The 12,668-nt window shown below is 54.4% G+C and carries 13 protein-coding genes and 1 tRNA gene; 8 read left to right on the top strand and 6 right to left on the bottom strand.

Going from position 1 to position 12,668, the window contains the following annotated elements; translation table 11 throughout:
- Positions 1-41 precede the first annotated feature (41 nt).
- A complete protein-coding gene (locus B9Z39_RS16385) occupies positions 42-971 on the top strand; it encodes a polyprenyl synthetase family protein (RefSeq protein WP_100146282.1) in 930 nt (309 codons plus the stop codon).
- Here B9Z39_RS16385 and B9Z39_RS16380 read toward each other — a convergent pair whose 3' ends face one another.
- Together B9Z39_RS16380 and B9Z39_RS16940 are read right to left on the bottom strand one after the other, a co-directional pair.
- Positions 972-1,355: an H-NS family nucleoid-associated regulatory protein gene (locus tag B9Z39_RS16380; protein ID WP_100146281.1), complete on the bottom strand. Its 384-nt coding sequence runs from the start codon at positions 1,353-1,355 to the stop codon at positions 972-974.
- Between the two features lie 226 nt (positions 1,356-1,581).
- A complete protein-coding gene (locus B9Z39_RS16940; RefSeq protein ID WP_146183351.1) occupies positions 1,582-1,932 on the bottom strand; it encodes a hypothetical protein in 351 nt (116 codons plus the stop codon).
- A gap of 219 nt (positions 1,933-2,151) precedes the next feature.
- Between B9Z39_RS16940 and B9Z39_RS16370 the strand changes: the two genes are divergently transcribed.
- The 7 genes from B9Z39_RS16370 to B9Z39_RS16340 all read left to right on the top strand — a co-directional run bounded on the left by B9Z39_RS16370 (position 2,152) and on the right by B9Z39_RS16340 (position 7,252).
- Positions 2,152-2,228, top strand: a tRNA-Pro gene (locus tag B9Z39_RS16370).
- A 116-nt stretch (positions 2,229-2,344) separates the two neighbouring features.
- Positions 2,345-3,565: a GspE/PulE family protein gene (locus tag B9Z39_RS16365; protein ID WP_100146279.1), complete on the top strand. Its 1,221-nt coding sequence runs from the start codon at positions 2,345-2,347 to the stop codon at positions 3,563-3,565.
- Positions 3,558-4,766 carry a type II secretion system F family protein gene (locus B9Z39_RS16360; RefSeq protein WP_108302642.1) on the top strand — a complete coding sequence of 403 codons (1,209 nt, stop codon included), beginning with the start codon at positions 3,558-3,560 and terminating at the stop codon, positions 4,764-4,766. The genes B9Z39_RS16365 and B9Z39_RS16360 overlap by 8 nt, the downstream gene beginning before the upstream one ends.
- Entirely contained in the window at positions 4,763-5,581 is an 819-nt protein-coding gene (locus tag B9Z39_RS16355) for an A24 family peptidase (protein WP_233249051.1), read from the top strand. Before B9Z39_RS16360 ends, B9Z39_RS16355 begins: the two co-directional genes overlap by 4 nt.
- A gap of 12 nt (positions 5,582-5,593) precedes the next feature.
- Positions 5,594-6,211, top strand: a complete 618-nt coding sequence (gene coaE, locus B9Z39_RS16350; RefSeq protein ID WP_108302640.1) for a dephospho-CoA kinase — start codon at positions 5,594-5,596, stop codon at positions 6,209-6,211.
- An 87-nt stretch (positions 6,212-6,298) separates the two neighbouring features.
- The gene (zapD, locus tag B9Z39_RS16345; RefSeq protein WP_100146483.1) at positions 6,299-7,051 is read left to right on the top strand and encodes a cell division protein ZapD; all 753 of its coding nucleotides are present in this window, start codon (positions 6,299-6,301) and stop codon (positions 7,049-7,051) included.
- A gap of 3 nt (positions 7,052-7,054) precedes the next feature.
- Positions 7,055-7,252, top strand: coding sequence for a DNA gyrase inhibitor YacG (locus B9Z39_RS16340; RefSeq protein WP_100146276.1), 198 nt, complete (start codon positions 7,055-7,057; stop codon positions 7,250-7,252).
- A gap of 26 nt (positions 7,253-7,278) precedes the next feature.
- On the opposite strand, the gene B9Z39_RS16335 is transcribed toward B9Z39_RS16340, so the two are convergent.
- The 4 genes from B9Z39_RS16335 to secA are packed head-to-tail and all read right to left on the bottom strand — an operon-like array spanning position 7,279 to position 12,639.
- Positions 7,279-7,749, bottom strand: a complete 471-nt coding sequence (locus B9Z39_RS16335; protein ID WP_108302638.1) for a (deoxy)nucleoside triphosphate pyrophosphohydrolase — start codon at positions 7,747-7,749, stop codon at positions 7,279-7,281.
- A gap of 9 nt (positions 7,750-7,758) precedes the next feature.
- Positions 7,759-8,646 carry an ATP-binding protein gene (locus tag B9Z39_RS16330; RefSeq protein ID WP_108302670.1) on the bottom strand — a complete coding sequence of 296 codons (888 nt, stop codon included), beginning with the start codon at positions 8,644-8,646 and terminating at the stop codon, positions 7,759-7,761.
- Between the two features lies 1 nt (position 8,647).
- Entirely contained in the window at positions 8,648-9,889 is a 1,242-nt protein-coding gene (gene argJ / locus B9Z39_RS16325; protein ID WP_108302636.1) for a bifunctional glutamate N-acetyltransferase/amino-acid acetyltransferase ArgJ, read from the bottom strand.
- 5 nt (positions 9,890-9,894) lie between these two features.
- Entirely contained in the window at positions 9,895-12,639 is a 2,745-nt protein-coding gene (gene secA / locus B9Z39_RS16320) for a preprotein translocase subunit SecA (RefSeq protein WP_108302634.1), read from the bottom strand.
- Between the last annotated feature and the right edge of the window lie 29 nt (positions 12,640-12,668).

Below are 12,668 nucleotides of genomic sequence, written 5' to 3'. Positions count from 1 at the left end.
CGACAGCACCCTCCTCCGCTTTGTCCCTGATTTCTGCCGATATGGCAGAAGTCGACCGCGTCATCGCCCAACGCTTGGATTCTGGCGTGCCATTGGTGGGGCAAGTTTCTCAGTACATCATTTCCGCCGGTGGCAAGCGCATCCGACCTGCGTTGCTATTGTTGATGGCCGGTGCCATCGGCTATACAGCCTCGCAACGCTTTAATTTGGCAGCCGTGGTTGAATTCATTCACACAGCCACTTTGCTGCACGACGATGTGGTAGACGAATCTACATTGCGACGCGGCAGGCCTACTGCAAACGAGTCTTTTGGCAACCCCGCCAGTGTGCTAGTAGGTGATTTTTTATATTCACGCGCTTTCCAAATGATGGTCGATTCAGGCGAAATGCGCGTCATGGAAATATTGGCCGATGCGACCAACGTGATCGCAGAGGGTGAGGTCATGCAATTGATGAATATGCATGACGCATCCTTGGATGAAGCTGGCTATTTGCGCGTCATTCGCTCGAAAACAGCCAAGCTCTTTGAAGCCAGCACCCGCCTAGCCGCAGTGATTGCACAGAGCTCACCCGAAGTGGAGGCCGCATGTGCCGAATACGGACAAGCTCTGGGTACGGCATTTCAAGTGATTGACGATGTGCTGGACTACGATGGCGATGCCCAAGAATTAGGAAAAAATTTGGGGGATGATTTACGCGAAGGCAAAAACACCTTGCCGCTGATCATTGCCATGCAGCGTGGAACGCCACAAGAAAAAGAAACCATTCAACGCGCTATTGAAAATGGCGAAATGGATGGTTTGGACGAAATTATTCAAATCGTTCGTCGCACAGGTGCGCTAGACGCAACCCGGGCCGCTGCAAGCGCTGAAGCAGAACGCGCCATTGCGGCGCTGGGCATATTGCCGAAAGGCCCCTATCAAGAGGCCCTACATGATTTGGCGGCCCAGTTACTGGACCGCCGGAGCTAGTTATTCTTGGGGTGTGGCTGCCACAGCGATCAACGCCGAATCCAAGGTACCGGAAGCCTTCAAGGCTTGCACCCAAGAAGGGGAAACACCACGGCCCGTCCAAGTCTGCTCGGGATTGGCAGGATTGCGGTATTTAGGCGCTACTTTCTTACCTGCCAAAGCTCCTTTTTTGGCAACGCGAACAGCCTTGACCTTGGCGGGTTTGACAGTACCCATGGCTTTTGCAATATCAGCAGCAGTGATACCCGCCTCTTTTGCCATTTGAACAATTTTGCCCAGCACTTTGTCATTTGTTTTTGCCATCAAAGCTTTTTCGCGCTTTTCCAAAATTTCACGGTCTTTGCGCAATTTGGCCAATTGAGCGGCTATGGTGGTACGTGCCATGAGTGATCTCCAATAAAAAAATAAATATATATTTAGATTATATACATGATATTTAATTATTCAATAAGATAAAAACCAGCATCAATACCAATGAATTGAATTTAATTCATTGGTGTGGATTTAAAAAATCAGACAAAAATATATCCAATATGGAATTTAAATATCATTTTTGAAAATATGCCATGTCGATAGATGCGGGCATGCGGATACAAATACATGCTGTCAGTTACTCAACCACCAGTCGGCAAGGCGCTTTGATGTTTTTTTCTTCGCGCTTTTCTTCGCAATATTTCATGGCACGTCGAGCTCCTTCCGCTGACATTTTGATGTGAATCGAACATCGAAAGACCATTTTGTCGCCATCGCTGTGACTATCAAATGCCGCAGCACAGTGGCTCATTTCCGTCATTTCAGGCTTGAGCTCTTTCCAAACAGAACGCAACGGATCGGGTAATTCTTTTAGAGGAATGGTGGGGAAAGGTCCTGCATGAACAATACCTGCAAGTGAAAAAGCCATCGTCAGAGCTGTCAGGAAACGCAAAGCAACTCCTTGGATTGAATGAAAAACGTAATTCATATCTACCTCTTGGTATTTTGTTAAGCCTTATAAATTTTAGGGCCTGGACTAAGCAGGGTGAGCCTTTAACCTTCTGAGATTGATCGACATCAACTCGCTCAAAGCCAAATACGACTTTGGGTTGATCCGCAAAGTCCTAGCGAGAGAGCGCCCGTGCCATCGCATGCGTTTGTTAAAATTATTCCTGTGAGGTCATGCAGTTCACCTTACAGCAGACATCGGGGTGTAGCTTAGCCTGGTAGAGCGCTACGTTCGGGACGTAGAGGCCGGAGGTTCGAATCCTCTCACCCCGACCAAATAGTCAAACAAATCCCCTGTTGCGTAAAGGCCAGGGGATTTTTTATGTGAGGTCCACTCGCTCCGCAGCAGCGGTCTGGGCTGAAAAATTCTGTATCACCGATTCAGAATTTGCATGCCAACTCCACCCAAAACCGTGCCGATGTCACCAGACGGCCCAGCAGTCAAAGCACTGGATGATTTGTTCCAGCAAGCATTGCTCAAAGGCGCCTCAGACATTCACATTGAAACCGGAGAAACCGATTTACGCGTTCGCTTTCGCATTGATGGTCTTTTGCGCGTAGTGGCTACGCCGCCCATGAGCTTGCGTGATGCGCTGGTTTCACGCCTCAAAATATTGGCACGCATGGACATCGCCGAAAAACGATTGCCTCAGGATGGACGAATTCAATATTCCCAGGCAGGGCAATTGGTGGATTTGCGAGTGAGTTCGTTGCCGACTATCCACGGTGAAAAGATGGTGGTACGAGTTTTAAATTTCAGCAAGAAACGACCCAACTTGAGCGATTTGGGTTACGAGATTGATGATCAGGCTCGCTTGTTAGCTGCCATTAAAAGCCCGCACGGTATGGTGCTCATGACAGGCCCGACAGGTTCGGGCAAAACGCTCTCACTCTACAGCTGCCTGGAGTTGTTAAATCGACCAGAAGTCAACATCTCCACCGTAGAGGATCCTTCTGAAATACACCTCCATGGCGCTAATCAGGTCAACATCAATGAGCGTGCTGGACTGACTTTCGCGCACACTTTGCGAGCTTTGATGCGACAAGACCCGGACGTGATCATGGTGGGAGAGGTTCGTGATTTGGAAACTGCCGAGATTGCCATTCAGGCTGCACAAACCGGGCATCTCGTCTTGTCGACTTTGCACACCAACGACGCCCCAAGCACCTTGGCTCGTTTACGACATATGGGCGTAGAGCCGTTCAATGTGGCAGCGAGCGTGGTGTTGATCACCGCGCAACGCCTGGTCAGACGATTGTGCGAAGCATGCAAAGCGCCCATGGAAGCGTCGCAGACGCAGTTCATTCGGGAAGCATTGACTGCAACACCTCAAACCATGTTTACCCTGGAAGATATTCAAACCCGTCCACTCTTCAAAGCCGTGGGATGCGATGCGTGCGATCAAGGCTACAAAGGACGTGTCGGTATTTTTCAAGTCATGCCCATCAGCGATGCGCTGCAAACCCTGATTTTGGACAACAGCGATGGACAGGCCTTGTCAGCACAAACTGCACGAGAGGGCATCCGTAACTTGCGCCAAGCCGGTTGGCTCAAAGTCTTGCAAGGCCTCACCTCGGCTCAAGAAGTCATGGCCTTGACGCACCATGGCTGATCCCGTCTTTCTTTGGCATGGCCATGACCGCGAGGCCCGCTTGGTCAAGGGCAAGATGCAAGTAGCGACCAAGCAAGAAGTCATTACCCAACTGCATGCGCAACGCATACGCCCAACACATGTGCGTCGTGAATTCAGTTTGCCCAACTGGTTAAAAACCAGCCCACGCATACGCCCAACAGAGATCACGCGACTGACGCGCCAGCTGGCCACCCTCTTGCAGTCGGGCGTGTCATTGCTGCAAGCGTTCGACATCATTGCGCGGGGGCTGCGTCGCCCGGCCATCAAAGCATTGGTTCAAGATTTGCGACATCAAGTGGAAAGTGGCATGGCTTTGAACCACGCACTACGCCGTCATGTGGTGTTTGACCCTTTGTTTTGCAACTTGGTCGCTGCCGGTGAAATGTCGGGCATGCTCGACACCATGCTGAGTCGCTTGGCACAGCATCGCGAAAAATCAGACGCCTTGCGCACAACCCTGCGTTCAGCTTTGGTCTATCCATGTGCGGTGCTCGTGATAGCCTTGGCCGTCATGGTATTTCTCTTGTCGTTTGTGGTGCCTGCGTTTCAAAACATCTTTGCGTCGTTTGACGCAGAGTTGCCCGCATTGACGCGTGGTGTGATCAAACTCAGCCAGGTCTGGCAGCAACACGGGGGAATACTTGTTGTTTTGTGTGCTTTGGTGATTTGGGGGACACAGCATCTGGTGCGCCATCGTCCCACACTGACATGGCATTGGCATGCCCTTGCACTGCGACTACCCGTGCTGGGCCGCTTGGTTCACCATGCCTGCTTGGCACGCTGGACACGCACACTCGCCACCTTGTTTGCAGCAGGTATCACGCTGACAGATGCACTGGAAGCCATCCAAGGTGTCACCGGGCATCTGCATTACCAGGCTGCCACTCAGTCGATGCGTGATGAACTGATGCACGGCAGCTCGCTGGCCCAAGCCATGAGTAAAAATGGGCGTTTGTTTTCACCAATGACTGTGCAAATGTGTGCCATTGGTGAAGAGTCTGGCTCGCTCGATCAGATGCTGGACAAAACCGCCACTTACTATGAGCACGAGGTGAGTGCCGCCGTGGCGCGCTTGTCCACGCTGCTGGAACCATTCATCATGGTGGTCTTGGGTGTGCTGATTGGTGGCATGGTGGTGGCCTTGTATCTGCCTATTTTTCAACTGGGACAAGTGGTGTGACAGAACTTAATTTTGGATCTGGTGTTTTGGTCGTCATCTTGGGCGTCCTCGTCGGCAGTTTTACGAATGTGCTCATTCATCGTCTGCCCCTGATGGTGATGAACCCCGTGGAATCAACACACGACGCGGCCGCACGCTATGACATTTGCCAACCCGTATCACATTGCCCGCAATGCCACACGCCCTTGCGGGCTTGGCACAACATTCCACTCTTGAGCTTTCTCTTGCTCAGAGGACGTTGCAGTTTTTGCCAACATCCCATTGGCTGGGTGTATCCAGCCATTGAAGCCGCAACAGGTTTGTTGTGGCTGGCCTGCGCCTGGCGCTGGGGCTTGACCCTCAACGCCTTGTGCTGGGCTTGGTTTGGCACCAGCTTGTTGGCCATGGCTGTGATCGATTGGCAAACGACATTGCTGCCCGACGACTTGACCCAAACCTTGCTATGGGCAGGGCTGATCGCCAGCGCCAACCACTGGGTCGCCATGCCGCTTGAAGATGCCGTCTGGGGCGCTGTGGCTGGCTATGCCTCGCTGTGGTCGGTTGCCTATGTCTTTGAGCAACTCACACACAAAGAAGGCATGGGAGCAGGTGACTTCAAACTACTGGCGGCACTGGGGGCTTGGCTTGGACCCCTGGCTCTGATTCCCCTGGTGTTGTTGGCCAGCACCGCAGGAGTTGTGGTGGGCCTGGTACTGAAAACACACAACAAATTGCACGAAGGTGGCTACCTGCCATTTGGTCCGTTCCTCGCTATCGCTGGAGGTCTATTGGCGTTATGCGGCGGTGAACGTGTCATGCGCTTGATCGGTTGGTAAGCAGGCCCCATCATGCCCTCCATCACAACCTCCCCTCTTCATTCAGTTCGCATTGGACTGACCGGTGGCATTGGCAGTGGCAAGAGCACAGTCGCTCAGATGTTGCTCAAGCGCGGCGCGGCTCTTGTGGATGCAGATGCCATTGCCCGTCTTGTGACGGCACCGGGAGGTGCTGCACTTGTCCCGATCAGCCAGCAGTTTGGCGCTCACTTTCTCACCGCTGAAGGCGCATTGGACAGGGACCAAATGCGTGTCCTCGTGTTCAACGACCCTCATGCCAAACGTGCGCTGGAAGCCATCATTCATCCCTTGGTCGCACAAGAAACCGAGCGTCAAGCAAACGCCGCCCTTGCAGCAGGTCGTCATACGGTGGTGTTTGATGTGCCTTTGCTGGTGGAGTCAGACCGGTGGCGTCAGCGGCTTGACCGCGTGTTGGTGGTGGACTGCCTGGTGGAAACACAAATTCAACGTGTCATGGCTCGCAGCGCCTTAAGCCAAGAGGCTGTACAACGCATCATCGATACTCAGGCCAAGCGACCAGCGCGTCTGGCTGCGGCAGACTGGGTGATCTTCAATGAGAAACTTAGCTTGGATGAGTTGCACGCAGAGGTTCTGAATTTGCCTCTGTAACCCAGGCGACTCTGCTCAGAAAACGAGATTTCAGAGGGTATGATCCATGCTGTCCAAAACGGCCCTCCGATCTATTCGTTTTACTGCGTGATTCTGTACGAACATCCCTTCAACGAACGTGTGCGCACCTATCTGCGCCTGGAACACCTGTTTCAGCGTTTCGAAGAACTGACCACACGCAACCACCCGGTGGACAACCACTTCGCGCTCACCACGCTGTTTGAGTTGGTTGAAGCAGGAGGCCGCACCGACCTCAAGTCAGACATCCTCAAAGACTTAGATCGTCACAAACAAATGTTCAATGGCCTGCGTGGTAACCCTTCGGTATCAGAACAGGCTTTGGACCAATTGCTCTATCAACTGGACCGCTGCTTTGATGCCATGAACAATGCCGTCGGCAAAATCGGTCAGTCCGTGACCGACAACGAATGGCTGACTGCCTTGCGCAACCGAGTGGCTATTCCCGGTGGTACCTGCTGCTTCGACCTGCCCGCCTACCACGCATGGCAACAACAAAGCGGTGACGCACGCCGTACTGATATCTTGCGTTGGGCCGAGAGCTTTCAACCGATGAACGCCTCCGTCAAGCTGCTGCTCACCTTGATGCGCGACACAGGCAACACGCAAAAAATGATGGCCATGGGTGGTCAGTTTCAACAGTCCCTCGCGCAGGGCAAGTTCCAACTCATGCGCGTCGCCATTGATCCCGCCCTGGGTCTGATTCCAGAAATTAGCGGCAACCGCTTGATGATTTGGGTGCGCATGATGCGCCAAGACGGCGATGGCCGTTTACAACCTAGCACTGACGATGTGCCGTTTGAAATGGCCTTGTGCGTTTGAGCCATGAGCACCGAGGTTCGCATTGTCAAATGTCCGCAGTGTGGCGGTCCTAGCCGGTACGAAACGGCCAACGTCTACCGACCTTTTTGTGGCGAACGTTGCCGCAATATTGACCTGGGTGCCTGGGCCAACGAAGAACACCGCTTGCCCGATCAAACGCCGCAAGACGATGCGGATTTCGAAAACACGCCCCTGCAGTAGGCGCTGGGTGAGTTAACCCTTGTTGATCACGCCTTGTGGGTGGCACCCACAAACTGGCGCTCTTGCGCGAACCACTGCAACACCGGCACCGTGCCTGGCAACACAGGCTCCACCACCACAGGCAATTGCTGCCAAGCAAAAGTTTGGGCTTCGCGCATTTGGAGCTCCCCCGTCCAATGGGTGACTTTGCAAAAGTTCAACTGAACCAAGGCATGCGGGTAGTCAATCACTTCGGTCTGCCATGGCTGGCAGTCGGTGATGGTGATACCGATTTCCTCTTGCAGCTCACGGCGCAAAGCCTCGGCCACCGTTTCACCCGCTTCAAGCTTGCCACCCGGAAACTCCCAATAACCCGCATAGGCCTTACCGGGCGGACGGGTGGTCATCAAAAACGCATGGTCATCACGAATCAGCACACCCACAGCTACTTGCACCAAGCCACGCTCCACAGAACGGGGTTGGTCTGCATCGACCACACGCACATGCGGAGATGTCATGATGTCGCGTCAAGCTTGGGCATGTTTGCCCGCGTAGTCACGGGCAAACTGGTAAGCCACGCGCCCACTGCGTGAACCACGCTCCAAAGCCCACACCAGGGCTTCTGGTCTGGCGCTTTCCACTTGCGCAGAAGGCACGCCAAACGAAGACAGCCACTGCGCCACGATGGTCAAGTATTCGTCTTGGCTAAATGGATAAAAGCTCACCCACAAACCAAAGCGCTCGGACAACGAAATCTTCTCTTCCACACCCTCGCCCGGGTGCACCTCACCGTCGTCGGTGTGGGTGTAGGTGAGGTTCTCTTTCATGTATTCGGGCAACAAATGGCGGCGGTTGCTGGTGGCGTAAATCAGCACATTGGGCGTTGCTGCAGCGACCGAACCGTCCAAGATGGACTTGAGGGCTTTGTAGCCTGGCTCACCATCCTCAAAGCTGAGGTCATCACAAAAAATCATGAACTTCTCTGGTCGTGTCGACACCACATCAATGATGTCAGGCAAGTCCGTCAAGTCGTCTTTGTCCACCTCAATCAGTCGCAAGCCGCGCGGCGAGTACTCGTTCAAACAGGCTTTGATCAGCGACGACTTACCCGTGCCTCGCGCGCCCGTCAAGAGCACGTTGTTAGCCGGCAAACCATTCACAAATTGCTCGGTATTGCGTTGAATTTTTTCTTTCTGTCCATCGATCTCTTGCAGATCTTTCAGCCCCAAGCTTGCCACATGACGCACGGGCTCCAAGCTGCCATGGCCACTGCTGCGCTTGCGGTAGCGATAAGCCACACTGGCTGACCAATCAGGTGCCGACAAAGGTTGGGGTAACACGGACTCAATGCGTGCCATCAGGGCTTCGGCGCGTTGCACCAAACGTTCAAGGGGGTGGTTCGACAAATCGTTCATTTCAGCTTCGGTAATCGGCATTGATGGTCACGTACTCGTGGCTCAAATCACACGTCCACACGGTGTCGCTGGCATGACCACGCCCAAGCACCACACGGACGGTGATTTCAGTTTGTTTCATCACACGTTGACCGTCTTCTTCGCGGTAGCTTGGGTGACGGCCGCCCTGAATGGCCACATGTACATCGTCTAAGTACAGGTCAATGCCTGTCTGGTCGAGATCAGCAATACCGGCATAACCAACAGCCGCCAAGATGCGGCCCAAATTCGGGTCGCTGGCATAGAAAGCCGTTTTGACCAAGGGTGAATGTGCGATGGCATAAGCCACCTGACGGCATTCGGCGCCATCACGGCCACCCTCGACCTGAATGGTGATGAACTTGGTCGCGCCTTCGCCATCGCGCACGATGGCTTGTGCCAACTGGCTGGCCACCTGCAACATGGCCTGGAACAAGGCCTGGCCTTCTGGGCTTTGCAGGCTGGTGATCGGTGCATGAGGCGCCTTGTTGGTGGCAATCACCACAAACGAATCATTGGTCGAGGTATCGCCGTCCACGGTCACACGGTTGAACGAGCCTTCCGCCAAGGCCAACGACAGCTCTTTCATCAACTCAGGGGCGACACATGCGTCCGTTGCCACAAAGCCCAGCATGGTGGCCATGTTGGGGCGAATCATGCCTGCGCCCTTGCTGATGCCCGTGATGCTGACGGTCGTGCCGGCCAGCTGCACCTGTGTGCTGGCTGCTTTGGGCACGGTGTCGGTGGTCATGATGCCCTCAGCGGCGTCTACCCACTGCTGAGCGCTAGTGCTGTGACCTGCGGCCGCAATGGCTGCGGGCAAACCCGCCATGATGCGGTCGTGCGGCAGCGGCTCCATGATCACACCGGTCGAAAAAGGCAACACCTGCTCTTGTGTAATATCCAGTGCTTTGGCCAAAGCCACGCAGGTGGCACGTGCACGCACCAGCCCAGGCTGACCCGTGCCAGCATTGGCATTGCCCGTGTTGATGAGCATGGCACGTATCCCTTGACCCGAAGCCAAGTGCTCACGACACACTTGCACCGGCGCGGCACAAAAACGGTTCTGGGTGAACACGCCACTGACCGACGCACCTTCGTCGATCAACACCACGGTCAAGTCTTTGCGATCGGCTTTGCGAATGCCGGCTTGTGTGACGCCAATGCGCACACCGGCAATGGCGTGCAAAGCCGAAGCAACTGGGGGAATCAAATGAACAGGCATAAAGATCAGGCCAATTGGCCGTGGCAGTGTTTGTATTTTTTACCGCTGCCACAAGGGCAAGGCTCGTTGCGACCCACCACCGGCACTTGAGCCGCAAAGGTCTGGGGATCCGCCGTGGTCTCGGCGACACCCGACTCATTGGGCGCGGTATACGTCACGTTGTGCAAACTTTCGGCACGGTCTTCCAGTTCACTGGCAGCTTGCTCAATTTGCTCGGTCGATTCGATCTTGACCGTCATCAGCACACGGGTGACTTCGTTTTTGACGGCATCCAGCAACTGACCAAACAACTCAAACGCTTCGCGCTTGTATTCTTGTTTGGGCTGTTTTTGGGCATAGCCGCGCAAATGGATGCCTTGACGCAAGTAGTCCAAAGCCGCCAGGTGCTCTCGCCAATGGCTGTCGATGTTTTGCAATAAGACCACGCGCATGAAGGGCGTGAACTGGTCGATGCCCACACGCTCCACCTTGGCCTGGAAAGCGGCGTGTGCCGCCGCAATTACCTGCGCCAAAATATCTTCATCGGTGATGGCTGTAGCTTTTTCAATCTCTTGCAGCAATGGCAGGTCAAGCTGCCACTCCTGTAACAAAGCGCGTTGCAGCCCCGCAATGTCCCATTGCTCTTCCACCGACTCATGCGGCACAAATTGACGGACCAAATCCGTGAAGCAACCTTCACGCAAACCCGCGATTTGAGCCGTCAAATCGGTCGCATCCAAAATGTCGTTGCGCTGCTGGTAGATCACGCGACGCTGGTCGTTGGACACATCGTCGTATTCCAACAGCTGTTTTCGAATGTCAAAGTTGCGTGCTTCGACTTTGCGTTGGGCGCTTTCAATGCTGCGTGTGACGATGCCCGCTTCAATGGCTTCGCCTTCAGGCATCTTCAAGCGGTCCATGATGGACTTGACGCGCTCACCCGCAAAAATGCGCATCAAGGCGTCATCCAAGCTCAGGTAAAAACGCGAAGAGCCTGGGTCACCTTGTCGGCCTGAACGCCCACGCAGTTGGTTGTCAATGCGACGTGACTCATGGCGCTCGGTGGCGATGATGCGCAACCCACCCAGTGACTTCACCAGTTCATGGTCTTTGGTCCACTGCACGCGCAAAGCGTCAATTTTTTGTTGCTTGGCTGTGGCGTCAAGGCTGTCATCCGCCTCCACCTCAGCAATCAGTTTTTCCACGTTGCCGCCCAACACAATGTCGGTCCCGCGACCGGCCATGTTGGTAGCGATGGTGATCATCTTGGCACGGCCTGCTTGCGCCACGATGTCAGCCTCGCGCGCGTGCTGCTTGGCGTTGAGCACTTGGTGGGGCAACTTGGCCTTCTCCAACATGCCCGCAATCAACTCCGAGTTTTCAATCGAGGTGGTGCCCACCAGCACCGGTTGACCGCGCTCGTAGCAGTCGCGGATGTCGTCAATTGCAGCTTTGTACTTTTCGTCGGTGGTCTTGTAGACACGATCGAGTTGGTCGTCACGACGGCTGATGCGGTTAGGTGGCACCACCACAGTTTCAAGCCCGTAAATTTCTTGAAACTCATAGGCCTCGGTATCGGCCGTCCCCGTCATGCCGCCGAGTTTGTTGTAAAGGCGGAAATAGTTCTGGAATGTGATCGATGCCAGCGTTTGGTTTTCCGCTTGAATCTCAACCCCTTCTTTAGCCTCCACCGCTTGGTGCAAGCCATCGCTCCAGCGGCGTCCCGACATCAGGCGTCCCGTGAATTCATCCACAATCACAATCTCGCCACCCTGGTTCACATAGTGCTGGTCGCGGTAATACAGGTGGTTGGCACGCAGCGCCGCATACAAGTGATGCATCAGGCTGATGTTGGCGGGGTCGTACAACGACGCACCTTCAGGCAACAGCCCGCGGCTGGCCAAAATGCGCTCGGCGTTTTCATGGCCCTGCTCGGTCATGAAAACCTGGTGCGACTTTTCATCGACCGTGAAGTCACCTGGCGTGATGATGCCTTCGCCTGTGCGTGGGTCTTCTTCACCAATTTGGCGCGTCAGCAGTGGCACCACTTGGTTGATCGCCACATACAGCTCGGTGTGGTCTTCCGCTTGGCCACTGATGATCAAAGGCGTACGCGCTTCATCGATCAAGATCGAATCCACCTCATCCACGATGGCGTAATTCAAACCTCGCTGCACCCGATCAACAGGCTCGTACACCATGTTGTCGCGCAAATAGTCAAAGCCGTATTCGTTGTTGGTGCCGTAGGTAATGTCTGCACGATAAGCCGCTTGCTTTTCTTCGCGCGGCATTTGCGGCAGGTTGATGCCTACCGACAGCCCAAGGAAGTTGTACAAGCGCGCCATCCATTGCGCATCACGGCTGGCCAAGTAATCGTTCACTGTCACCACGTGCACGCCTTGTCCGGACAGTGCGTTCAGGTAAACCGGCAACGTCGCAGTCAGAGTTTTGCCCTCGCCCGTGCGCATCTCTGCAATCTTGCCTTGGTGCAAAGCAATACCGCCCACCAGTTGCACATCAAAGTGGCGCATTTTCATCACACGCTTTGAGGCTTCACGCACCACGGCGTAAGCCTCTGGCAACAAAGCATCCAGCGTCTCGCCACCTTGGACACGTTGTTTGAACTCATCGGTCTTGGCTTGCAACGCCGTATCGCTGAGTTGCTCTAAGCCGGGCTCCAAAGCGTTGATTTGCGCGACGGTTTTACGGTACTGCTTGAGTAAGCGCTCATTGCGACTACCGAAAATTTGGGTGAGGAAATTGAAAGCCATGCGAGCGCTGCGGCGGCCTCTCTCTCATG

Source organism: Limnohabitans sp. JirII-29 (assembly GCF_003063395.1).
Taxonomy (GTDB): domain Bacteria; phylum Pseudomonadota; class Gammaproteobacteria; order Burkholderiales; family Burkholderiaceae_C; genus Limnohabitans.
The sequence above is the reverse complement of the archived record's forward strand: the minus strand, read 5'-3'. Positions and strand labels throughout refer to the sequence as shown.